Source organism: Burkholderia sp. LS-044, assembly GCF_004803625.1.
GTDB classification, from domain to species: domain Bacteria; phylum Pseudomonadota; class Gammaproteobacteria; order Burkholderiales; family Burkholderiaceae; genus Burkholderia; species Burkholderia cepacia.
Genome location: NZ_SSWO01000008.1, coordinates 220,419 through 242,900 on the forward strand (window position 1 = coordinate 220,419; position 22,482 = coordinate 242,900).

At 69.0% G+C, this 22,482-nt stretch carries 16 protein-coding genes and 1 pseudogene; 5 read left to right on the top strand and 12 right to left on the bottom strand.

Features of this window, described 5'->3' with window-relative positions; genetic code table 11:
* Positions 1 to 7: 7 nt before the first annotated feature.
* The 8 genes and pseudogenes from glgX to E9536_RS22100 form a co-directional block, all read right to left on the bottom strand.
* Positions 8 to 2,122 (bottom strand): glycogen debranching protein GlgX, encoded by a 2,115-nt coding sequence (gene glgX / locus E9536_RS22070; protein ID WP_059687741.1) that lies wholly within the window; start codon positions 2,120 to 2,122, stop codon positions 8 to 10.
* A gap of 32 nt (positions 2,123 to 2,154) precedes the next feature.
* Positions 2,155 to 4,362: a 1,4-alpha-glucan branching protein GlgB gene (gene glgB / locus E9536_RS22075; RefSeq protein WP_027792543.1), complete on the bottom strand. Its 2,208-nt coding sequence runs from the start codon at positions 4,360 to 4,362 to the stop codon at positions 2,155 to 2,157.
* Positions 4,359 to 7,772 (bottom strand): maltose alpha-D-glucosyltransferase, encoded by a 3,414-nt coding sequence (gene treS / locus E9536_RS22080; RefSeq protein ID WP_060350146.1) that lies wholly within the window; start codon positions 7,770 to 7,772, stop codon positions 4,359 to 4,361. Before treS ends, glgB begins: the two co-directional genes overlap by 4 nt.
* Positions 7,772 to 11,161, bottom strand: a complete 3,390-nt coding sequence (locus E9536_RS22085) for a maltotransferase domain-containing protein (protein ID WP_136470641.1) — start codon at positions 11,159 to 11,161, stop codon at positions 7,772 to 7,774. Before E9536_RS22085 ends, treS begins: the two co-directional genes overlap by 1 nt.
* Positions 11,162 to 11,315: 154 nt before the next feature.
* Positions 11,316 to 11,804 (bottom strand): phage protein NinX family protein, encoded by a 489-nt coding sequence (locus tag E9536_RS22090; RefSeq protein ID WP_027792545.1) that lies wholly within the window; start codon positions 11,802 to 11,804, stop codon positions 11,316 to 11,318.
* Positions 11,805 to 11,832: 28 nt separating this feature from the next.
* Positions 11,833 to 12,030 (bottom strand): annotated as a pseudogene (locus E9536_RS42150) (endonuclease); the annotation flags it as partial.
* 37 nt (positions 12,031 to 12,067) lie between these two features.
* Positions 12,068 to 12,406, bottom strand: coding sequence for a hypothetical protein (locus E9536_RS22095; RefSeq protein WP_027792546.1), 339 nt, complete (start codon positions 12,404 to 12,406; stop codon positions 12,068 to 12,070).
* A complete protein-coding gene (locus tag E9536_RS22100; RefSeq protein ID WP_027792547.1) occupies positions 12,403 to 13,098 on the bottom strand; it encodes an MgtC/SapB family protein in 696 nt (231 codons plus the stop codon). The genes E9536_RS22095 and E9536_RS22100 overlap by 4 nt, the downstream gene beginning before the upstream one ends.
* A 191-nt stretch (positions 13,099 to 13,289) precedes the next feature.
* Here E9536_RS22100 and E9536_RS22105 point away from each other — a divergent pair, with 191 nt between their 5' ends.
* Positions 13,290 to 13,532, top strand: a complete 243-nt coding sequence (locus E9536_RS22105; RefSeq protein ID WP_027792548.1) for a DUF6566 family protein — start codon at positions 13,290 to 13,292, stop codon at positions 13,530 to 13,532.
* A gap of 178 nt (positions 13,533 to 13,710) precedes the next feature.
* On the opposite strand, the gene E9536_RS22110 is transcribed toward E9536_RS22105, so the two are convergent.
* The 3 genes from E9536_RS22110 to E9536_RS22120 all read right to left on the bottom strand — a co-directional run bounded on the left by E9536_RS22110 (position 13,711) and on the right by E9536_RS22120 (position 16,663).
* Positions 13,711 to 14,115, bottom strand: coding sequence for a hypothetical protein (locus E9536_RS22110; protein WP_080981938.1), 405 nt, complete (start codon positions 14,113 to 14,115; stop codon positions 13,711 to 13,713).
* A 2-nt stretch (positions 14,116 to 14,117) separates the two neighbouring features.
* Positions 14,118 to 15,272, bottom strand: coding sequence for a DUF6402 family protein (locus tag E9536_RS22115; protein ID WP_247873491.1), 1,155 nt, complete (start codon positions 15,270 to 15,272; stop codon positions 14,118 to 14,120).
* A gap of 716 nt (positions 15,273 to 15,988) precedes the next feature.
* The gene (locus E9536_RS22120; protein ID WP_021161534.1) at positions 15,989 to 16,663 is read right to left on the bottom strand and encodes an HAD family hydrolase; all 675 of its coding nucleotides are present in this window, start codon (positions 16,661 to 16,663) and stop codon (positions 15,989 to 15,991) included.
* Positions 16,664 to 16,879: 216 nt separating this feature from the next.
* On the opposite strand from E9536_RS22120, the gene E9536_RS22125 reads away from it, so the two are divergent.
* The 4 genes from E9536_RS22125 (at position 16,880) to iaaH (ending at position 21,012) form a co-directional block, all read left to right on the top strand.
* Positions 16,880 to 18,088 carry a sugar transporter gene (locus E9536_RS22125; RefSeq protein WP_136470643.1) on the top strand — a complete coding sequence of 403 codons (1,209 nt, stop codon included), beginning with the start codon at positions 16,880 to 16,882 and terminating at the stop codon, positions 18,086 to 18,088.
* Positions 18,089 to 18,307: 219 nt separating this feature from the next.
* Positions 18,308 to 18,742: a hypothetical protein gene (locus E9536_RS22130; protein WP_136470644.1), complete on the top strand. Its 435-nt coding sequence runs from the start codon at positions 18,308 to 18,310 to the stop codon at positions 18,740 to 18,742.
* Positions 18,739 to 19,452, top strand: a complete 714-nt coding sequence (locus E9536_RS22135; RefSeq protein ID WP_136470645.1) for a helix-turn-helix transcriptional regulator — start codon at positions 18,739 to 18,741, stop codon at positions 19,450 to 19,452. Before E9536_RS22130 ends, E9536_RS22135 begins: the two co-directional genes overlap by 4 nt.
* Positions 19,453 to 19,554: 102 nt before the next feature.
* Entirely contained in the window at positions 19,555 to 21,012 is a 1,458-nt protein-coding gene (iaaH, locus tag E9536_RS22140) for an indoleacetamide hydrolase (RefSeq protein ID WP_136470646.1), read from the top strand.
* Between the two features lie 230 nt (positions 21,013 to 21,242).
* Here the strand turns inward: iaaH and E9536_RS22145 are convergent, their stop codons facing one another.
* Positions 21,243 to 22,412, bottom strand: coding sequence for a helix-turn-helix domain-containing protein (locus E9536_RS22145; protein WP_247873492.1), 1,170 nt, complete (start codon positions 22,410 to 22,412; stop codon positions 21,243 to 21,245).
* Positions 22,413 to 22,482 lie beyond the last annotated feature (70 nt).

Here is a 22,482-nt window from a genome sequence, read left to right on the forward strand (position 1 = left end):
GCGGTCCTCAGGAGGGCGGGTCGGGCGGCACGGCGGCCACCGCGATCGCGGCTGCATGCGCGGCGACGTCGAGCCCGTCGGCCGGCCAGTTGCGCGGGCCGGCGTCGGGCGTAGCCGTGTCGACCAGCACGCGGTATTCGAGCACCGGCGCGGGCGGCGCGAACACGATCGTCTCGGACGACGCGTTCAGCATCACCAGCAGCGCCTCGGTGCGCCCGGTGCGGCCCGTGCCGACACGCCGCATCGTCAGCGCGCGGCGTTCGCGGTCCTGCCACGCGGGCACGGTCATCGCGGCGCCGCGCTCGTCGAACCAGTCGATCTCGGCCATGCCCGGTGCGGCGTCGCGGTCGCCCGACGGATAACCCGGCGCGGACATCACCGGATACATGCGCCGCAGCGCGGCGAGCCGCGACACGAAGCGCATCAGCGTCACGGCTTCGTCGCCGTGAGCGAGGTCCCAGTCGAGCCACGACAGCTCGTTATCCTGGCAATACGCGTTGTTGTTGCCGTGCTGCGTGCGGCCGAACTCGTCGCCGGCCACCAGCATCGGCGTGCCGAGCGCGGTGAACAGCGTCGCGAGCATCGAGCGCGCGACGCGCGCGCGCACCGCGCGGATCGCGGCATCGTCGGTGGGCCCTTCGGCGCCCCAGTTCGCGCTGCAGTTGTCGTCGCGGCCGTCGCGGTTGTCCTCGCCGTTCGCTTCGTTGTGTTTCGCCGAATACGAGACGAGATCGGCGAGCGTGAAGCCGTCGTGCGCGGTGACGAAATTGACCGATGCCCACGTATGGCGCCGCTGGTGGTTGAACAGGTCGGCCGACCCGGCGAGCCGCGCGGCGAGCTCCGGCCGCTGGCCCGCGTCGCCGCGCCAGAAGCGCCGCACGGTGTCGCGAAAGCGGTCATTCCACTCGGCGAAGCCGGGCGGGTGGCGGCCGAGCTGGTAGCCGCCGGGGCCGAGATCCCACGGCTCGGTGATCAGCTTGCGCTGCGCGAGCACCGGGTCCTGCCGCAGCGCGTCGAAGAAGCCCGCGCCGGGATCGAAGCCGTGCGCCTCGCGCCCGAGCGTCACGCCGAGGTCGAAGCGGAAGCCGTCGACGTTGAACGCGGTGGCCCAGTAGCGCAGCGAATCCATCACCATCTGCACCACGCGCGGATGCGACAGGTTCAGCGTGTTGCCGCAGCCCGTCTCGTCGACATGAAAGCGCTGGTCGCCCGGCACGAGCCGGTAGTAGCTCGCGTTGTCGAGGCCGCGCCACGACAGCGTCGGGCCGAGCTCGTTGCCCTCGCACGTATGGTTGTAGACGACGTCGAGCACGACCTCGATGCCGGCCGCGTGCAGCTGCCGGATCGCGATGCGCATCTCGTCGAGCCGCCGCGTCGCGAGATACGCGGGCTCCGGCGCGAAGAACGCGGCCGTGTCGTAGCCCCAGTAGTTGCGCAGCCCGCGGTTCACGAGCGCGCGCTGCTGCAGGAACGCGTGGACGGGCAGCAGCTCGACCGTCGTCACGCCGATCGACAGCAGGTGATCGATGAACGCGGGATGCGCGAACGCCGAGAACGTGCCGCGTTCGGGCGGGCGCAACCCGGCGCGGCGCATCGACGTGCCGCGCACGTGGGTCTCGTAGATCACCGTGTTGCGCCACGACACGCGCGGGCGCCGGTCGGTGCTCCAGTCGAACGCCTCGTCGACCACCACGCATTTCGGCATCGCGGGCGCCGAATCGCGGCGGTCCATCGACAGGTCCGCGCGATTCGAATGGACGCGATAGCCGAACAGCGCGTCCGACCAGCGGAACTGGCCGACCAGCTTGCGCGCGTACGGGTCGAGCAGCAGCTTGGTGGAATTGAAGCGATGGCCGTGCTGCGGCTGGTACGGGCCGTCCGCGCGAAAGCCGTACACGGTGCCCGGATGCGCGTTGGGCAGGTAGCCGTGCCACACCTCGTCGGTGCATTCGGGCAGGTCGAGGCGCGCGAGTTCCTTGCGGCCGGTCGGATCGAACACGCACAGCTGGATGCGCTGCGCGTGCGCGGAAAACACCGCGAAATTGGTTCCGAGGCCGTCCCAGGTCGCGCCGAGCGGATAGCTGCGGCCGGATTCGAGACGGGCGGGCAGGGCGGTCGGCATGGGGCGGATCTCCGTGTCGAGGGCGCGGGTAATCAGGCGGGGGTCAGCCACAGTGTCGCGAGCGGCGGAAGGCGCAGCAGTGCCGACCACGCCTCGCCGTGCGCGGGCACGGCCTCGGCCCACACGGCGCCGTCGTTGCCGGCGTTGGTGCCGCCGTACGGGGCGGCATCGGTGTTCAGCAGTTCGCGCCACTGCCCGGGGGCGGGCAGGCCGATGCGGTAGGCCGCGCGCGGCACCGGCGTGAAGTTGCAGACGGCGACCACGAGGTGCCCGGCGTCGTCGCGGCGCGCGAACGCGAACACGCTGTTGTCGCGGTCGTCGCCGATCAGCCAGGAGAAGCCGGCCGCGTGACAGTCGAGCGCATGCAATGCCGGTTCCGCCGCGTACGTGCGGTTCAGGTCGCGCACGAGCCGCTGCACGCCGCGATGCGCGGGCGCGTCGAGCAGGTCCCAGTGCGGCGTCGCGTCGTGCGCGAACTCGGCCCACTGCGCGAATTCGCTGCCCATGAACAGCAGTTTCTTGCCGGGGTGCGCCCACATGAAGCCGAAGTACGCGCGCAGCGTCGCGAGCCGCTGCCACGCGTCGCCCGGCATCTTCGCGACGAGCGAGCCCTTGCCGTGCACGACCTCGTCGTGCGACAGCGGCAGCACGAAGCGCTCGGAGAACGCGTAGACGAGCCCGAACGTCATCCGGTCGTGGTGATAGCGGCGGTGCACCGGGTCTTCGCGCAGGTACGCGAGCGTGTCGTGCATCCACCCCATGTTCCACTTGAAGTCGAAGCCGAGCCCGCCGTCGCCGGTCGGCGCGGTGACGCCCGGCCACGCGGTCGATTCCTCCGCGACGGTGACGACGCCGGCCGGCGCGGCCGCACCGTGCAGCGTGTCGTTCAGCATGCGCAGGAACGCGACCGATTCGAGGTTCTCGCGGCCGCCGTGCACGTTCGGCACCCATTCGCCTTCCTTGCGCGAATAGTCGCGGTACAGCATCGACGCGACGGCGTCGACGCGGATGCCGTCGACGTGATACCGGCGCGCCCACGCGAGCGCCGACGCGGCGAGGAACGCGCCGACTTCCGTACGCCCGACGTTGAACACGCAGGTGTGCCAGTCGGGGTGCAAGCCTTCGCGCGGGTCGGCGTGCTCGTACAGCGCGGTGCCGTCGAACTGCGCCAGGCCATGCGGATCGTCGGGGAAATGCGCGGGGACCCAGTCGACGAGCACGCCGATGCCGGCCGCATGCGCGCGGTCGACGAAGCGCGCGAAGCCGTCGACCGGCCCGAAGCGCGCGGACGGCGCGAACTGCGCGAGCGGCTGGTAGCCCCACGACCCGCCGAACGGGTACTCGGCGATCGGCATGAACTCGATATGCGTGAAGCCCATGCCCCGCGCGTATGGAATCAGCCGCTCGGCGAGTTCGTCCCACGTCGCGCTGCGGTTCATCTCGTCGGGCACGCGTTGCCACGATTCCGGGTGCACCTCGTAGATCGACCACGGCACGCGGTAGCGGTCGGCACGCGGCCGCGCGTGCATCCAGCCGTCGTCGTGCCACGCGAACGCGTCGAGCGCGGCGACGTCGGCGACCACCGACGCCGTGCGCGGCGGCGCCTCGGTCGCGCGCGCACAGGGGTCGGCCTTGTGCGGCAGCACGCGCCCGTCGGCCGCGCGCAGCTCGTACTTGTAGCACTCGCCCGCGCCGATGCCCGGCACGAACAGCTCCCACACGCCCGACGGCTGCCGCAGCCGCATCGGATGGCGGCGGCCGTCCCATGCGTTGAAATCGCCGACCACCGACACGCGCTGCGCGTTCGGCGCCCAGACCGCGAAGCGCACGCCGTCGGTGTCGTCGATGCGCAGCGGCGTCGCGCCGAGGCAGTCGAGCACCGCGGCCGGATCGCCGGCCGACAGGCGCGCGAGCGTCGCGTCGTCGAGCAGCGTGCCGAACGCGTACGCATCGTCGATCACCTGCCGCGCGTCCGGCCAGTCGACCGCGAGCAGGTAGTGCGGGGCGCCGCCGTTGCGCGCGATCGTTCCCGCGAAGCAGCCGGCGCGATCGACGCAGTCGAGCGTGCCGAGTTCGTCGCCGTCGGGCGACAGCACGTGCACGCCGGTCGCGCCGGGCAGCAGCGCGCGCACGACGGTGCGGCCGGTCTGCCCGTGCGGGCCGAGGCACGCGAACGGATCGGGATGACGTCCGGCGAGCAGCGCGTCGATGTCGGACCGTTCGAACAGCGTATCGGTCATCGGGTGCCTCCGTCGTCGGATGCGCCGCCGTCGTCGAGCAGCCGTTCGACCAGCGCCGCGAGCCCGCCGACCGGCACGCTCAGCCAGTCGGGGCGGTTCGCCGCTTCGTAGCACAGCTCGTACGACGCCTTGTCGATCAGGAACAGCGCGAGCAGGCGGTCGGCGTAGCGCGGATCGACGAAGCGTGCGGGCGCGAGGTCGGCGGCCGCGCGATAGCAGTCGACGAAACGGTCGGCGGCGGCCTGCCCGAAGCGGTCGAACAGCGCACGCTTGCGGCCGGCCGCCTGCGGCGGCGCCTTCTCGATCGCAAACTGCGCGGTCGCGCTCACATACGACAGCGAGCGCAGCAGGCCCGCCACGTCGCGCAGCGGATGCGACTTCGCGCGGCGGCGCTCGAGCGGGCGCGCCGGCTCGCCTTCGAAGTCGATCAGCAGCGCGTCGCCCTGCACGTCGAGCACCTGCCCCAGATGGAAATCGCCGTGAATCCGCATGCATTGCGCGTCGAGCGCGCGCGGCACGAGTGCGCCGAGGGCCCGCACGGCCGCGTCGCGCGATGCGAGCAGCGTGTCGGCCGCCGCGCGCATCGCGGGATCGAGCGCATCGAGCCGCGTGTGCAGCACGTCGAGCGCCTGCTCGAACGACGCGATCGCGTCCGCGCACCAGCCGTCGACATGGCCGGGCGTCGCCCGCTCCGGCGCGAACGCGGGGTCGTCGGACGGCTGCGCGAGCGCGACGTGCAGCTGGCCGAGCCGCGTGCCGATGATGCCCGCGAACGCCGCGTAGCCGAGCAGCGCTTCGGGTTCCTCGTCTGCTTCGTCGGTTTCGTCGTTGTCCGCGGCCGGCAGCGCGAGCTCGTCCACCGCGCGGCGCAGGAAGTCGAACGAGCGCGTCCACGCGTCGCCCTGGTTGTCCGCATAGCGCTGCAGGATCGCGACCGTGTGCGGCGTGCCGTCCGGGTCGACGTGCACGACTTCGCCCGCGAGCGTCGCGGTGTTCGGGTAGCCGATCCGCGTCAGGTAGCGGCTCATTTCCGCTTCCGGATGCACGCCGTGCGCGACCTTGCGCACCAGCTTCAGCACGATCGCGTCGCCGATCACGAGCGAGCTGTTGCTCTGCTCGGCCGCGAGCCAGCGCACTTCGGCGTCGTCGCCGGGGTCGAGCGCGGCGAGCGCGTCTTCCGGCAGGAACGCGAGGCGGCCGCCGTCGGAGGTCGGCACCACGGCGCCGTCGCGCAGCTTGCGCAGCATCCCGCGTGCGAACGCCGGCAGCGCGAACGCGTCGGTCAGGTAGCCGATCGTGTGGCCGCGCCGCACGCGCGCGAGCGCGAGCTGCGTGAACAGCGGCTGCGAGGTCTCGCCGCCCCATGCGGCCGCGAGCGGCACGACGTAGCGTTCGACGTCGCGCTGCGCGCCCGCTTCGACCCAGGCCTCCGCATACTCGAACGGCTCGCCCGGCACCGGCGTGACGACGTTCAGCCTGGCTTCGCCGATCGTGCGGTCCTTCGACGCGAACCAGCGCCGCCGCGCGAGCCACGACGGCAGCGCGTCGTGCGCGAGCGTGTGCAGCTGCTCGAGGTTCGGCCGCGCCTCGCCGCGCCGCATCACGAGCGTCACGTATTCGGGCAGCGCTTCCGCGTGCGGCTGCCGCCACGACGGCTCGCGGCCATGTTCGGCGAGCACGAACCACAGGAAGCCGTACGGCGGGAAGGTGAGGAGATACGGGAGCTGGCCGATCGGCGGAAACGGGGAATCCGACGTCATCTCGATCGGTACGCGGCCCGCGAACCCGGACAGGTCGAGCTCGACGGCCTGCGACGCGCGCGACAGGTTCGCGACGCACAGCACCGGATCGTGGCCGTCCAGCTCGCGCAGGTACGCGAGCACCTTGCGGTTCTCCGGGCGCAGGAAGCGGATCGTGCCGCGCCCGAACGCCTGCGACGCGCGGCGGGTCGACAGGATGCGGCGCGTCCAGTTCAGCAGCGAATGCGGGTCGCGCGTCTGCGCCTCGACGTTGACCGCGTCATAGCCGTACAGCGAGCCCATCACCGGCGGCAAGACGAGCAGTTCGGGGTCGGCGCGCGAGAAGCCGCCGTTGCGGTCCGACGACCACTGCATCGGCGTGCGCACGCCGTCGCGGTCGCCGAGATGGATGTTGTCGCCCATCCCGAGTTCGTCGCCGTAATAGATCACCGGCGTGCCGGGCATCGACAGCAGCAGCGAGTTGATCAGCTCGATGCGGCGCCGGTCGCGTTCCATCAGCGGCGCGAGCCGGCGCCGGATGCCGAGGTTCAGCCGCGCGCGCCGGTCGCTCGCGTAGGTCTGCCACAGCAGGTCGCGCTCGGAGTCGGTGACCATCTCGAGCGTCAGCTCGTCGTGGTTGCGCAGGAACACGGCCCACTGGTTGCTCGGCGCGAGCGCCGGCGTCTGCCGCATGATGTCGACGATCGGGAAACGGTCCTCGCTCGCGATCGACATGTAGATGCGCGGCATCAGCGGGAAGTGGAATGCCATGTGGCATTCGTTCTCGTCGCCGAAATACTCCTGCACGTCCTCCGGCCACTGGTTCGCTTCGGCGAGCAGCATCCGGTTCGGGTACTCGGCGTCGATCGTCGCGCGGATCTGCTTGAGGATCGCGTGCGTCTCGGGCAGGTTCTCGTTGTTCGTGCCTTCGCGCTCGACCAGATACGGCACCGCGTCGAGCCGCAGCCCGTCGATGCCGAGGTCGAGCCAGAAGCGCATCACCTGCAGCACCTCGCGCACGACGGCCGGGTTGTCGAAATTCAGGTCGGGCTGGTGCGAATAGAAGCGGTGCCAGTAGTACTGGCCGGCGAGCGGGTCGTGGGTCCAGTTCGACGTTTCCGTATCGAGGAAGATGATCCGCGTGCCCGCGTATTTCGTGTCGGTGTCGGACCACACGTAGTAGTCGCGGTGGTTCGAGCCCGGTTTCGCGCGGCGCGCGCGCTGAAACCACGGATGCTGGTCCGACGTGTGGTTGATCACCAGCTCGGTGATCACGCGGATGCCGCGCGCATGGGCTTCGCGAATGAAGCGCCGCACGTCGGCGAGCGTGCCGTAGTCGGGATGCACGTCGCGGTAGTCGGCGATGTCGTAGCCGTCGTCGCGGCGCGGCGACGGGTAGAACGGCAGCAGCCAGATCGTGTCGACGCCGAGTTCAGCGATGTAGTCGAGCTTCGCGATCAGGCCGGGGAAATCGCCGATGCCGTCGTTGTTCGAGTCGTAGAACGACTTCACGTGCACCTGGTAGATGATCGCGTCCTTGTACCACAGCGGATCGTCCGCGCAGAGCGCCGGTGCGCGGCGGCGTGCGCGGCGCCGGCGCGGCGTGCCGGCCGGCTCGAGCGACGGGAACTGTGCGCGACGTACGTCGTCGAGGGAATCTTCGCGTTTCATCATCCATGGGCTCCCGAAATGGGCCGGGCGTCGCCCGGTTCGCGCGCCGCCGCCCGCGCGGCGCCTGGAGACGGCGTGAGCCGCCAGATCGCATACGGCCGCACGTGCGGATCGAGCGAGACGTACTGGCGATGCCCGCGCCAGGTTTCCGCGTGCGTGGCGTCCTGTTCGAGCGCGTCGAGCGGTTCGCCGTCGACGAGCCCGAAACCGCGCCACAGCGATGCGTCGAGCGTGAAGTTCGCGACCTGCGGATGCCACGGGTCGGTGCTGATCGCGACGGCGACCACGCTGTCGAACGCCGGTGTCGCCTTCACGAACACGAGCACCGCGTCGTTGTCCGCGTCGGCGAACGTGATGCCGAGGTGCGTCTGCAGTGCCGGGTGAGCGCGGCGCGCGCGGTTCAGCCGCGCGATCTCGGCGCCGATGTGCGCGGCGCGGCGCCAGTCGCGCGCGCGCAGCTCGTACTTCTCCGCGTTCGCGTATTCCTCGCTGTCCGGCAGCGGCGCCGATTCGCCGAGCTCGAAGCCGGAGTACATGCCCCACGACCCGGCCAGCGTCGCCGCGAGCGCCGCGCGGATCACGAACTGCGTGCGCGGCGCGTTCTGCAGGTGGCGCGGGTTGATGTCGGGCGTGTTGACGAAGAAGTTCGGGCGGAAGAACTCGCGCGCGGGGCCGGCCGTCAGCTCGGTCAGGTAGTCGATGAATTCGCGCTTCGACTCGCGCCACGTGAAGTACGTGTACGACTGCGAGAAGCCGACTTTCGCGAGGCGATACATCATTCCCGGCCGCGTGAACGCCTCGGACAGGAACACGACGTCCGGATGCCGGCCGCGCACGTCGTCGATCATCCACGCCCAGAACGGCAGCGGCTTCGTGTGCGGGTTGTCGACGCGGAAGATCCGCACGCCCGCGTCGACCCAGAACAGGATCGCGTCGCGCAGCGCGAGCCACAGGTCGGGCAACGCATCGGGCGCGTAGAAATCGGGGTTCACGATGTCCTGGTAGCGCTTCGGCGGATTCTCCGCGAAGCGCAGCGAACCGTCGGGCCGCCACGCGAACCAGCCCGGATGCGCGGCGAGCCACGGATGGTCGGGCGAGCACTGGATCGCGAAATCGAGCGCGATCTCGAGCCCGTGACTGCGCGCGGCGTCGACCAGCGCGCGGAACGATTCGAGCGTGCCGAGCTGCGGATGCACGGCCGTGTGGCCGCCGTCCGGCGAGCCGATCGCATACGGGCTGCCGACGTCGTCGGGGCCGGCCGTCAGGCTGTTGTTGCGGCCCTTGCGCGCGGTCGTGCCGATCGGGTGGATCGGCGGGAAATACAGCACGTCGAAACCCATGTCGCGGATGCGCGGCAGGTGCGCGATCACGTCGTCGAACGTGCCGTGCCGGTCCGGATCGTCGCTCGCCGAGCGCGGAAACATCTCGTACCAGCTCGAGAAGCGCGCCGCGCGGCGCTCGACGTCGACCGGGAAGGGCGTCGTGTGCGTGACGAACGGGCGGTAGCGCAGCGCCGCGAACGCATCGGCGAGCGGCGCCGCGCCGAGTTGCGCGAGCCGCGCGTCGGCCGGCGCGTCCTTGAACCCGGCGGCCAGCTGTTCCATCCGCGCGAGCGCGCGCGCGTCGAGCGGGTCGGCGAGCCTGAGCGCGGTCGCGAGCAGCAGCTGCGCTTCGCGCAGTTCGAGCGTCACGTCCTGGCCGGCCGCGTCTTTCTTCGCGACATCGTCGACGAGCGACGCCCAGTCGTCGCGCCACGCGATCACGCGAAACTCATGGCGGCCGAGCCGGTCGAGCGTGACGCGTGCGTGCCAGCCGTCGTTCGGTTCGGCTTCGAACGGGATTTCGCGCCAGTCGTCGTCGCAGGCGGCGCGCCACTGCAGCGCGGCCGCGAGATGCGCGTGCCCGTCGGTGAAGATCGATGCATGGACGACGAGCGTCTCGCCGATCACGCGCTTGACCGCGAAGCGGCCGCCGTCGACCGATGGCTCGACGTGCTCGATCGCGATCCGGTCGGCCGCGAGCGCGGCGGACAGCGCGCCGCGCTCGCGCGCGGCGTCGGCGCGTGTCGTGGCGGGCGGGGCCGGCCACGCATGCAGCAGCGCGTATGCGCCGGGTTCGAGCGTGAACGGCTCGAGCGCGGCGGGCGGATTGGCTTGCGCACCGTCGTGCGTGACGACCCGCGTGAATCCGCCCGGCACACCGGGCAGGATCGTCGCGGGGTCGACCGTTGCCGCCGCGTCGAGATCGGGATTCAGGGCGATCAGCAGCGCGGCTTCGTCGTGTTCGAGCGACGGCCCGATGCCGCGCAGCAGCGCGGTCGCCGCCGCGCCGGGCGCGCTCAGCTGCACGATCTCGCCGCGCGCGGCCGCGACGGGCGTGGCGCGGCGCCACGCGTTCGCATCGGCGATCGCGCCGGACAGGTCGAAGCGCGCGCGCTCGAACGCGGCGCGGTAGCGCGCTGCATCGGCGTCGCGCGCCATCAGCGGCACCGTGACGCCGCGTTCGAAGCCCATCGGCACGAGCCAGCCGGTGCCGACGGCCGCGGCCGCCCACAGCGCGCGGCGATAGGCGCGGGCGACGGTATCGTCCGGCGCGTCGGGCCAGTCGTCGGCGAGGCGCTTGCCGTCGAACGCGTCGGGAAACGCGATCGGCGAGCCGATGCGCCGCAGCAGCCGGTGCTCGTCGACGAACCACGGCGCGCGCAGGTCCCACCAGCGTACCGATGAAAACACCGCGTCGAACCCGGTGCCTTCGAGCTGCGCGAGCGCGTCCCGCGCATGGCCGGGCACGCCCGCGAGCACCGCGACGTCCGGGCGCGCCCGGCGCAGCGCCGCGCGCCAGCCCGGCCACCAGTCGGCCGGCAGGTGATGCGGCGCGTCGACCAGGAAGCCGGCGGCACCCGCATCGGCGAATGCGCCGAGGTGCGCGCACCACCACGCGGAAAGCCCGTCGCGTACCGCGTCGCTGTCGAGGTTCGCGTGGGCGACGTCCAGCGCGTGCGCGGTGCCGCGCGGATCGATCAGCGCGTCGTCGTGCGTGCGCTCGACGTACCAGTCAGGATGTTCGGCGCGCAACGGGTTGTCGCGCGCGATGCGATCCGGCACGGCTTCGAGCAGCAGGCGCAGGCCGTGGCCGTGCGCGAGCTGCGCGAGCCGCGAGAAGGTTTCGAGTGCGCTTGCACGCGTCGCGAACGAGTGGGCCGGACGCCGGAAATCGGCCACGTGACGCGGAAAGCCGGCGACGCTCGCCGCCCAGAAGCCGCCGACCAGCACGTGATCGAAGCCCATGCCCGCGATGTGCGCGAATGTCTGCGGCCATGCGTCGAGCGGCCCGACGAGGCGGGCGTCGCAGAAATAGATATGCGGGGCGAAGGTCGGCGTGGAGTCCATGGCGTGGCGCGGGGCGGGTGGCGGCAGTCGATAGCGCCGATGTGCCGCAACCCGCGTGCCCGCCGGGCGGTGTCCCGCCGGGCAAGGCGCGTGCGGGAAGCCGGCCGGTGCCGGGACTGTCGTTTTTACATGAACGCTGGGTACAGGCATGCACTTACATGCGCGGTATCGAGCGGATGTCCGTGCTGTCGCCCGTGCCGCGATCGTCGTCCGCGTCGGGCAGCGGCACGCCGGGGTCGTAGCGCACCACGGCGCCGTGTTCGATCCGATGCGCGAACGGCGGCGGCGGGTCGATCTCGTCGCCGAAGCGCGCGCGGACGAACGCGCGCAGCAGCGCCACGCGGGCATCGCGGGCGTGCGCGCCGCAGGTCGACGGGCCGTCGGCGAAGGTGGCGTCGCATTCGACGTCGTCGCCGTGGCGGGTGATCCGCAGATCGTCGACGCGGTCGAGTACCGTGCCGGCGTCGGCCCACGATGTCGACGGCGTGAACGGGGCACCGAGGTGCCGGAACGCGTCGCAGGCGGCCGTCACGACGACGGTCGGCGTGACGGCGGTGAAGCGCAGCGTGTCTTCGTCGTCCACGCACAGTGCGCGGGCGCACCAGTAGTCGAGTGCCTGTCCGTCGAGGGCGTCGGTTCGCATGGGTGGGCTCCGTCCGGTCGAAACCGGCTCACCGCGCAAGCGACGTGCCCGCCGCGGGCGTCACGTGCATTCGCGCGACCGGCGGATAGTGGGCGAACGCATGCCGTGCGCGCACGCTGCGATGCACGGCCACGTCGGCCGGCCGCTCGCCCGGACGGGCCCGGGTCGGGGCCAGCGAGAACACCGGGCACACGGTCGGGAACGTGCGGGGCGCCGTCGGCCGTCGCGTCGGCGCGTGGCGCGTGTCGCGTGATCCCGCACGATCATCGCGCGTCGACGTCCCGGTCGCCGTCGATATGCTGCAGCAGCGCGTCGCAGCGTGCGCGCAGCGCCTGCAGTTCGGGCGAATCCGCATCGAGCCGCACGCGTTCGCCGCCGGCCGGATCGCCGTGCGCGACCGCGATGGCGTAGATGCCTTGCGCGATCGTCGTCGAGGCATCCGCGATCTTGATCCGCTCGAGCCATCCGCATTCGGCGCGATGGCAGGCGAGCCATGCGCGCAGCGCGTCCACGAGCTGGCGGGTCGAGAGCCATGCGCCGGACCGCATGCGCGCGGCCAGCTGGCACGACACGAGATGGGAGAGCAGGTCGGCGCGGGTCACGCGAAGCTCCTTGACGCGGTATCGGGTTGACAGGTCCGTACGCAGGCGATGCTTTGCAGCGTTTCGCAGATGGCGGCGAATTCCGGTCCGCTGGTGCGCGAGAACGAAACGGAAATGTCGTCGGTGTCGGGATCGTCGTCCGACTGCTGGACGATGAACCGCTTCACGCGCACCCGGCCCGGGCCGAGCGCTTCGTGCAGCGTGCCGAGCGTCAGGCCGCCGCGCTCGACCACGAGCTGCAGCGTGCGTTGCTGGCGCTGCGCGATGAAGCGGCGCTCGAGCGGCTTCACGCCCGCGAGGATCGCGAGCACGATCGCCGTCGCGCCGACCGACGCAACCACCATGCCGCCGCCCGCGGCAAGGCCGACACCGGCCACTGCCCACAGGCTCGCGGCGGTCGTCAGCCCGCGCACGACTTCGCCGCGCAGTAGGATCGAGCCCGCGCCGAGAAAGCCGATGCCCGACACCACCTGCGCGGCGACCCGCGACGGGTCGAGCACGACGCCGTTTTGCCCGCGCACGTCTTCGAAGCCGAACGTCGACACCAGCATCACGAGCGCGGAGCCCACGCACACGAGCATGTGCGTGCGCAGCCCGGCGGCCCAGTTCAGGCGTTCGCGTTCGAGCCCTATCACGCTGCCGAGCAGCGCGGCCAGCAGCAGGCGTCCGAGAAGTTCGAGGTGGCCGATCATGATGGGAAATCCTTGCGGCCCGCGCGAGGCGGCCCGGAGCGGTCAAGACTGTCGATACGGTCGATACGTAACGGGACGCAAGCCGCGTGCCGGCCGGGCACGGCGCGTGCGCACAAGGTTCGCCGCGCGCGCGGTGGTCACGCGGCGCGCATTTTTTGCATCGGAATCGCAGATAAGGACAGGAGGCCACCATGCAACATCAACAGGACGCACAGGTTCGCGACCCGTATCGCGGTCACGAAATCCTCGTCTGGGCCCGGCGCGACGAACGCGGCGCGTGGCGCGACGAGGTGCAGGTGTATGTCGGCGGCGCGCGCATCGAGCTGATCGTGCCGGAGCCGGCCGGCCCCGAGTGGCTGACCGAGGTCGACGCGCTGCGCGCGGGCGTCGAGCGGGGTCGGTACCTGATCGACAAGCGCGTGGACGACGACTGACCGGCTTGGCGGTTGCGGTGACGGGTGTTCATCGTTGCATGCGCGGCCCGCGTGGAAGGAACCGGTGAGCGATCCGCGCGCGCCCTTTATGTTTACCGCTACGACCCCGATCGAGACGTGCGGTCGTCCTGGCAGCGCTGCTGGATCGACGCGAGTCCTGACGATCGCATGCTGCTCGTCATGAAAATGACGCGATCAGTCGTTGCAGCAAAGGTATTCGCGCCGTCCACCCGTCCATCCTGGAAGGCGGCATGGCGACGAAGCGCAACGGAGACGACTTCGATTGGTCGTAGTAGAAAATATTGTCGTCGCCGTACTCTAGTTCCCGAGGGGCCGCATCGTTAATCGTGCGCACCGCGAAATACCGCTCCGCCAGCACATCCCCTGCCGGCCCTATCACTTGGAGCCGAATTTCGTCGCCGTCGCCAAACGAGCGACGTGCCCCACATAGCTCGATTTTGTATTTCTCGCCACCGAACTCTTTCGTTCCTCCGTTAAGAGCCCGAGTATAGCTTTCGCAACCCTCGTATGATTTCCGCAATGTAAGAGACAGAATCGCCAGCGCCAAAACGAGCGCGATCACGATTAAATTTTTTCTGGTGACCTGCATATTTCACCCAGGCTTAATTTAATGGGATTTGTCAATTTAAGATATCGTAATTCGGAATATATCACAAAATCCTCTCCGCGATTATGCTTGATTCGCCAGTCGTTGTAGGTTTTGTTGAAAACAGGATAGTACACATCACACGACCTGAATTTCTTGACTAGACCTTTTCGCGTGTCGATCGGTTTATCCAGGAAATCATCGATCAGATACTTCCATTTGATCTTCGACTCAACCTCGATGGAGTTGCCAAGATTCGAATTGACGCCGCCTCGATACAGAAGCTCCCTGATTCTTCCTCCGTTCGTAATAACCATGCCATTCTTATTCCAGTGTCCCAGGTACTGGCTACTCGATGGCGACTTCTCGTCATTGAAGGAATAGCTATCTTTTATGTACGCATAGATATGTGTTATGGATGCGGTCAAGTCGATGCAGTAGGATTTGGTTTTTTCATGATTATCGTATTTGTAATATCTGTCTCCGGAAAACTCCGCACGCCCAATGGCGGCATAGATGTTGAAGTTCGCCAGAGCAGCAGTCAAATCTGTCGGTGCATACGGGAGACCTCCTGTCGTGTCGAGGCTGGACACGTTAACGAGCTGAAATTGCCATTTTCTGCAAAATTCGACGAGATTACCTTTATCACCGACCGTCTGAAAATCGAAAGCTACCGAAGATGCGAATTTTTCTTTCACCACATGCCGCAGCATATCTCTCAACCTTGCTCTGGCATTTTCATTGTAGATATTTTTCGAGATAAGCTCGTCATACCGCTTTTTGACTTTCCCAAACTTGAGGGCCCAGTCAAGGGTGACGGTGGCATTGTCAAACGGCTGGTCCGTTTTGAAGCTGTTGTCCCAAACGTGCTTGGGGCCACTGAACCATCGTCTGGCGAGCCTGGCCGCAACAGGCCACTTCATTCGTTTCATCGCCTCAGGAACATCCAGCAGGTCGAAGGGAGGGGGATGCTCGCAATCTTCGGCGTCGGCTGGCTCGGACGACTTGCGAGGCGATGCTTGCGTGGGTGGAGGCATCGTTGCTGGATCAGGCGCTTTCAGCGCCTCGGGTTTTGCTGGCTTGGACTCGGGAGGCTTGAGGGGCTTGGGTTCACCCGGAGCAAGCTTGTCCATGCAAACCCCGTGCGGTGTATTCAAGGGAACACACCCGTTGACGCCAGCGTATTCCTTCCACTTCGGCAATGAGAATGGGATCGATGATGTCTTGATTTCATAATGCGGCACTTTCTTTACGTCCGGCATAGGGCTTCTGATAGTGATCTTTGAAATGGACGGGGAAAGAATTAATCCACACCCCAAAAAATCGAGCGGCAAAAAATGAAAACAACTGTCACATCATCCTGCGTACTAGACCGGCGTAAAGAAACGGACAGCCCTCGCAGGAGACGAACGGCAGCGCATTCCTGCTGTCTCAGCGTTTCCGCTTTGACTTGCTGATAGATGCAGGCGGCTCCTGTCAGCGTGTCGGCAACGCCTATTCGTTCATCGAAACTCGTCTAGTCTACCGGGATGCGGAATCGCGGCCACTGATGTCAGGGGAAGTGATCTTGTAATAGATCGGCGAATTAAATAATCGCGTCTACTCGCGAATCGCTAATTATGTTTCTCGCATGCGTGAAATTCACGGTTTCACAGATATTCGCGTGTGGTCATTATTTGTTGGCAAAAACGCGCAGGCGTCGCTCGCAGTGAGCGTTGATCCTGACGTTGTACGCATCACGCTCTTTGTGCCTACCGCGAAGCCCGACGTGAATGCCGGACAATTGTGCGCAATTGCTGCACCGCCCGTCGTGTAACCCCGTTGTCAGCGCCGACAGGCCGGCCGACGCCTACGGCCGCGCCGCGATCTCGTCGAGATGCCACAGCAGATCGGCCGGATCGTCGTACACGCGCAGCGCGCCCGCGCGTTCCAGCTCGTCGCTGCCGTAACCGCCCGACAGCAGTCCGACGCCGAGCGAACGGCAGCGGCTCGCGGCGAGCATGTCCCAGATGCTGTCGCCGACCACGACCGTGTGTTCGATCGGCACGTTCAGTTGCGCGGCGGCCGTCAGGAACAGGTCGGGGTCGGGTTTCGCGTACTTGACCTGGTCGCGCGTGACCACGACGTGCTTCGCCGGATCGACGCCGAGCGCCTCGAGGTTGATGGCGGCCGTTTCCATCCGTCCGCTGGTCGCGATCGCCCAGCGGATGCCCGCCGCCGACAGCGCGGCCAGCAATTCGCGCGCGCCGGGCAGCGGCCGGACCTGCGCGCGCAGCCGCTGGTACGCGGCCGCATGCAGGCGGGCAAGGCGCTCGACGCGCTCGGCGTCGAGGTTGCCCGACGTCTCCCGCAGCAGCTGATTCAGGAACAGGCCGCCGCTCATGCCGATCTTGCGGTGGATGCGCCACACCGACAGTTCGATGCCTTCGGCATCGAGCGCCTCCTTCCACGCGAGCACGTGCTGATAGACGCTGTCGACGAGCGTGCCGTCGAGATCGAACAGAAATGACGTTTCAATGCGCATGTGAATCTCCTGGCTCGCCGGGGGCGAGCGAACAAAGGTCGAGCGAACGGGTCGTGAAAGCGTGCCGCACATTATCGGCGCAAGGCCATGTCATGACCATGTCCCGCGGCCACCCCGCGCCGCGCCGTGTCAGGCGCCGCTGGTACAATCGCGGCGATCGCCGGGCCGGGTTCTCCGCGCCGCGCGCCCCCAACCCTCGTCTCGTCGAATCCACGTATGGCAACACCGGACGCAGTCAGTTCCAGGCACTCGTGGTGGGGCGTACTGGCCCTGGCCCTCACCGCCTTCATTTTCAATACCACCGAATTCGTGCCCGTCGCGCTGCTCAGCGCGATCGGCGACAGCCTGCACATGCAGGCGACCGACGTCGGCCTGATGCTGACGATCTATGCGTGGGCGGTGGCCGTCGTGTCCCTGCCGCTGACGCTGGCCACGCGCCATGTCGAGCGCCGCAAGCTGCTGTCGGTGGCGTTGCTGGTGTTCATCGGCAGCCATGTCGTGACCGGCGTCGCGTGGAATTTCGCGGTGCTGATGGTCGGCCGGCTGGGCATCGCGTGCGCGCACGCGGTGTTCTGGTCGATTTCCGTGCCGCTGGCCGTGCGCCTCGCACCGAGCGACCGGAAAAGCCGTGCGCTCAGCCTGCTGGCGATGGGCACGGCGATCGCGATGGTGGCCGGCATTCCGCTCGGGCGCGTGGTGGGCGAGACGTTCGGCTGGCGGGTCACGTTCCTGATCATCGCCGGCGCGGCGGCCGTCGCGTTGCTGCTGCTGCGCGCCACGTTGCCGGTATCGCCGAGCCAGGGCGCGGGGTCGCTCGGCAGCGTCGGCGTGTTCCTGCGCAGGCCCGCGCTGGTGGCGCTGTACGCGATCACCGTGCTCGTCGTGTCCGCGCACTTCACGTCGTACACGTACATCGAGCCCTTCGTCCAGAGCGTCAACCACGCGAGCAGCAGCCGGATCACGTATGTGCTGATCCTGTTCGGCATCGCCGGCATACCGGCGGCGATCTGCTTCAACCGCATCTATCCGCACCGTCCCGACGACTTCCTGCTCGGGTCGATCGTCGCGCTCGCGGGATGCCTGCTGATCCTGTTCCCGTGCGCGCTGAACATCGTCACGCTGTCCGTGCATACGCTGGTGTGGGGCGGGGCGATCGTCTGTTTCGGCCTGGCCATGCAGGCGTGGGTGCTGAAGCTGGCGCCGGAGGGAACCGACCTCGCGGTGTCGATCTTCTCGGGGCTGTACAACGTCGGCATCGGCGCGGGCGCGCTGATCGGCAACCATATCGCCGGCGACTTCGGGCTGCCGTGGGTCGGCACCTTCGGCGGCGTGGTCGGCGCGGTCGCGGTCGGGATCGCGTGGCTCGCGTTGCGCCTTCACGCGAAACGGGCGGACGCGGAGCCGACAGCGGCCATCGGCGGGTAGCGACCGCGGCCCGGCCCGGGGCATTTGCTTTCCGCACGAACAGGGATGGGCGAACCGACGGCACGCAGGCAAGGCGGCAAGTCGCGTGCGCGTGGCGCGGTTGCCCTGCCACGGGGGGCCGCGCCCTTCGTCGCAAGACACGCGGAACGCCGGCAAATTGCGGCATCATGGTGCCGCCGCACCCGCACGCGGTGCCCGATATTCGACTGGAGACCCTGCATGCCGATAGCCCGGATTGAAACGCGCGACGCGATGGGCGACCCCGACGAGGTCTATCTGAACCCCGGCCACGTGCTGTGGATGTCGCTGCCGACCGCCGCGCAGCGGCGGCCGGGCGGCATGGCCATCCGCGTGGACGACCGCGTGAAGGGCGGTGCGTTGCTGATGGCCGACCAGCCGCCGGCCGCCCGGCTCCTTCAGGAGCTCGGCCCGTTCGTGACGGTGACGCTCGCGAACCCGTCGTCCGACTATCCGGACGGTCTCGTGCATGTCCGCGCGCATGCGATCGTCAAGATCGCGACGGACGACCACGACAAGCCGCTCGCCGAGCGCACGCTCGGCTGGGTTCACGTCCGCGACGGCTCGGCGTTCAAGGTCAGGGATTACGCCGGCGTGGCCGCGTTATGGCAGGCGTCGGTCGCGGCGGCGTCATGAACCTGTCCGTCTCCGACATCACGCCGGAGGAGCTCCGGCTGTTCGGCGACATCGTCGCCCGCCTGGAAGAACTGGGGCCGGTCGTCGACGTGCGGACGGTCGTGCTGCCCGAGATCACGCAGCTGATCCGCGCGGATTTCGCCGCGTCGTTCGATTGCGACGAACACACCGGCCTGTGGCGCAACGGGTTCGCGTACAACGTCGATCCGCAGCAGATCGCACGGTACGAAGCGTGGTTCCAGCATATCGACCCGGTCACGTCGCAACTGCGCGCGCGCCGCGTGGCGACCTGCGTCGACGAGGTGGTGAGCCGGCACGAGCTGGAACGAACCGAGTTCTACAACGATTTCCTGCGCCGCGAAGGCATGCATCACGGCATCAACGTCTATGCGCTCGACGGCGCGACGCACGTCGGCGACCTGCGCATCTGGCGCGCGCAAGGGCGGCCGGATTTCACCGAGCGCGACAAGCTGCTGCTGAACGGCATCGAGCCGTTTTTCCGGCGCGCGCTGCTGCGGCGGCGCCACGCGTGCGCGGGGCTGACCGGGCGCGAGAGCGACGTCGCGCGGCTCGTCGCCGCCGGTTATACCGACAAGGACGTCGCGCGCACGCTCGGCATCGGGCTGTCGACGGTCCGCACGCATCTGCGGCGCGTGATGGCGAAGAAGGGCGTCGCCAACCGCGCGAGCCTGGCCGCCGCGCTGGCGTGACCGGCGGCGCGGCCGTCGGCAGGGGTCATCCATTGTGATGATGGCCGTCAAAATCGGCACACCCTACCTTGTAGCGATCCCCCGTGACGAGGAACGACGACGATGGCCACCCTGGAAACCCTGACGCTCACCGAAGCCCGGAACGCGATCCTGCGCCGGACGTTTTCCTGTGTCGAGTATGCGTACGCGCTGATCGAGCGGCACGCACGCTGGCGCTACCTGAACGGTTTCACGTGCGTCGACGATGCGCGGCTGCTCGCCGAAGCGGCCCGCTGCGACCGCGACCTCGCGACGTCGGCCACCCCGCACGCGCTGCTGGGCCTGCCGATCGCGATCAAGGACAACATCGATACCGCCTGCCTGCCGACCGGCAACGGCACGCTGGCGCTGCACAACCGCGTGCCGCCGCAGCACGCGCCGGTCGTGGCGCGGCTGCTCGCGCACGGGGCGCTGATCGCGGGCAAGGCCAACCTGCACGAGCTGGCATTCGGCGTGTCGGGCAACAACCGTGTCACGGGCGCGGTACGCAACCCGTACGATTTCAACCGGATTCCGGGCGGCAGCAGCAGCGGTTCGGGCGCGCTGGTCGGCGCGGGCGTGGTGCCCGCCGCGCTCGGAACGGACACCGGCGGCTCGGTCCGGATTCCGGCCGCGCTGTGCGGCGCCGTCGGCCTGCGGCCGACCGTGGGGCGTTACCCGTCGGGCGGCGTGGCGCCGATTTCGCGCACGCGCGACACCGTCGGCCCGATCGCGCGGTCGGTCGAGGACATCGCGCTGCTCGACGCGATCCTCTCCGGCACCGGCGCGCCGACGTCGATGCTGGCACGCAGCGCGTCGCGCCCCGTGCGCCTGGCCGTCCCGCGCACGACGTTCTGGCGCGGCCTCGCGCCGGACGTCGACGCGGTCGCGAATGCCGCGGTCGCGAAGCTGGAGCAGGCGGGATTCGAATGTGTCGACCTCGACCTGAACGACTATCCGGGGTTCTTCGACGACGAGCCGGCCGTCATCGCGATGTACGAATTCCGTTCGTCGATGCATGCGTACCTGGTCGAGAACGGCTACGACCTGTCGGTCGACGACATCGTCGCGAACGTGGGGAGCCCGGACGTCGCGAGGATCGCCCGCCATGTCACCGGCCCCGACGGGATCGGCGAAGCGGCCTACCGCACCGCGCTCGACCGGCGTACGCGTTCGCGTGCCGCGTATCGGCAGTGCCTCGCCGACAGCGGTGCCGACGCGCTGGTCTTTCCGACGACGATCGCCACCGCGTGCCCGATCCCGGCGGGCGACACGATGATGCTCAACGGCGAAACCGCTTCGGTGTTCTCGACCTACATCCGCAATACCGAGCCGGGCAGCAATGCCGGCGTGCCGGGCATGACCGTCCCGGCCGGCCTGACGGCTGACGGGCTGCCGGTCGGCCTCGCACTGGACGGCGCGGCCGGCACCGATCGTGAACTCATCGCGGTCGCGCTGGAGGTCGAGCGGGTGCTCGGGCGACTGCCGGCGCCGGACGACGGGTTCGGGGTCGAGGGCAGGTTGGGGGGGTATCCGGGCTGACGCCATGTCGCGGCGCCGGGAGGTGGACGTGGAGGCGGCTGAATTGCCGAAGCCGGCGGCGCTCGCCGCGAAGCCGGCTTCGGCATGCACGACCGGCGGATTCCCGTGACGCCGAACGGCCGTGGGTCGGCACCTTGGGCGGTGGGGTCGGCACGGTCGGGATCGTGTGGTTCACGTTGCGGCCGCACGAGAGGCGGGCGGGGGCGCAGGCGCCATCGCCGCACGCAGTATCAATGCGCGCCGGCGTTCGTGATTCCCGCTGCATCGAGCTGCCTGAGCTTCGCATACAGCGTGGTGCGCGAGATGCCCAGTTGCCGCGCGGCGGCCGACACGTTGCCGTCGTGCTCGTCGACCGCACGGCGGATCGCGTCGAGCGACTGCTCGTGCAGGCTCGCCTGCGGGCTGGCGGCCGGTGCGGTGCCGCACACGTCGGCGGTGTCGTCCAGCGCATCGGATTGCCGCCGCATCGTCGCCCGGTCGAGCGGTGCGCGCACGGCCCGCACCCAGATGTGGCTGCCGTCGTCGCGCGCGATCCGCTGCGGCGTACGCGCCGGTGTCAGCAAACGACGCTGCTGCGCGGGCGTCGCGCCGGGAAAGAGTTGCCGGAGATCGTGTGGTTCGATCGGCCCGGCAGGCGCGAGCTCGAGCATCTGCCGCGCGAGCCGGCTCGCCGCGCGCACGCGGCCCGCCGCGTCGAGTGCGACGACGCCCGCGAGCGGCGTGCCGAGCCAGCGCGGATCGTACTGCACCTGCAGCAGATGGCAGTCGCGCAGCATCGCATACAGCCGCTGCTCGGCGGACAGCGCCGCATGCCGGAACTGCTCGCGCAACTGCACGACGTTGCGCCGGCCGACGCCGGTGATGTCCAGCGCGCCGATCACTTCCCCGTCGAAACCGACCAGCGGCACCGCGAGACAGAACACGCGCGAGAATTCGTCGAGATAGTGCTGGGCGCCCGCGACGACCGCCTCGGTGCCGTCGTGAATCACGCAGCTCGGCGCGGTCGTGCCGATGTTCGGCTCGACGATCCGGCGCCCGGCGACGATCGGCGTCAGCAGCGTGTCGTCGCAATGCGGGCTGCGCCGCGCGTGGACGATCGTGCCGCGCGGATTGACGCAGAAGATCGTCCACTCGCTGCCGCCGAAAGCGGCCCACAGCTGCTCGATTTCCTGCGCGACGCAGCGGGTCAGCCGGCGGTCCGCGCGCGATTCGTCGAGTTCGCGCTGCATTTCGTAGCGGGCGGTTTGCCACGGCCGGAGCCCGGCGTCGCGCGAACGCAGCCACGAGCGCGCGACGCCGGCCGGCAACGCCGTTTCCGGCAGCGGTTCGCCCGCCGCGAAGCGGGCGCGGAGCCGGTCGAGGTCGACCGGCCGTGCAGGGGATTCGGGGGCTGTATTCACGCTGCGCTCCAGTTGGGTCGAAGGTTCGGGCCGGACGTGCCGGCCCGCGTGTCGCGCGAATGCGTAATAT

What these genes read in the sequence shown, in the direction of transcription:
- E9536_RS22105 (WP_027792548.1), top strand. Translation starts at nt 13,290, where the DNA reads ATGCAACATCAACAGGACGCACAGGTTCGCGACCCGTATCGCGGTCAC.
- E9536_RS22120 (WP_021161534.1), bottom strand. Translation starts at nt 16,663, where the DNA reads ATGCGCATTGAAACGTCATTTCTGTTCGATCTCGACGGCACGCTCGTC.
- E9536_RS22090 (WP_027792545.1), bottom strand. Translation starts at nt 11,804, where the DNA reads ATGCGAACCGACGCCCTCGACGGACAGGCACTCGACTACTGGTGCGCC.
- glgB (WP_027792543.1), bottom strand. Translation starts at nt 4,362, where the DNA reads ATGACCGATACGCTGTTCGAACGGTCCGACATCGACGCGCTGCTCGCC.
- E9536_RS22115 (WP_247873491.1), bottom strand. Translation starts at nt 15,272, where the DNA reads ATGGACAAGCTTGCTCCGGGTGAACCCAAGCCCCTCAAGCCTCCCGAG.
- E9536_RS22100 (WP_027792547.1), bottom strand. Translation starts at nt 13,098, where the DNA reads ATGATCGGCCACCTCGAACTTCTCGGACGCCTGCTGCTGGCCGCGCTG.
- glgX (WP_059687741.1), bottom strand. Translation starts at nt 2,122, where the DNA reads ATGCCGACCGCCCTGCCCGCCCGTCTCGAATCCGGCCGCAGCTATCCG.
- treS (WP_060350146.1), bottom strand. Translation starts at nt 7,772, where the DNA reads ATGAAACGCGAAGATTCCCTCGACGACGTACGTCGCGCACAGTTCCCG.
- E9536_RS22125 (WP_136470643.1), top strand. Translation starts at nt 16,880, where the DNA reads ATGGCAACACCGGACGCAGTCAGTTCCAGGCACTCGTGGTGGGGCGTA.
- E9536_RS22130 (WP_136470644.1), top strand. Translation starts at nt 18,308, where the DNA reads ATGCCGATAGCCCGGATTGAAACGCGCGACGCGATGGGCGACCCCGAC.
- E9536_RS22085 (WP_136470641.1), bottom strand. Translation starts at nt 11,161, where the DNA reads ATGGACTCCACGCCGACCTTCGCCCCGCATATCTATTTCTGCGACGCC.
- E9536_RS22135 (WP_136470645.1), top strand. Translation starts at nt 18,739, where the DNA reads ATGAACCTGTCCGTCTCCGACATCACGCCGGAGGAGCTCCGGCTGTTC.
- iaaH (WP_136470646.1), top strand. Translation starts at nt 19,555, where the DNA reads ATGGCCACCCTGGAAACCCTGACGCTCACCGAAGCCCGGAACGCGATC.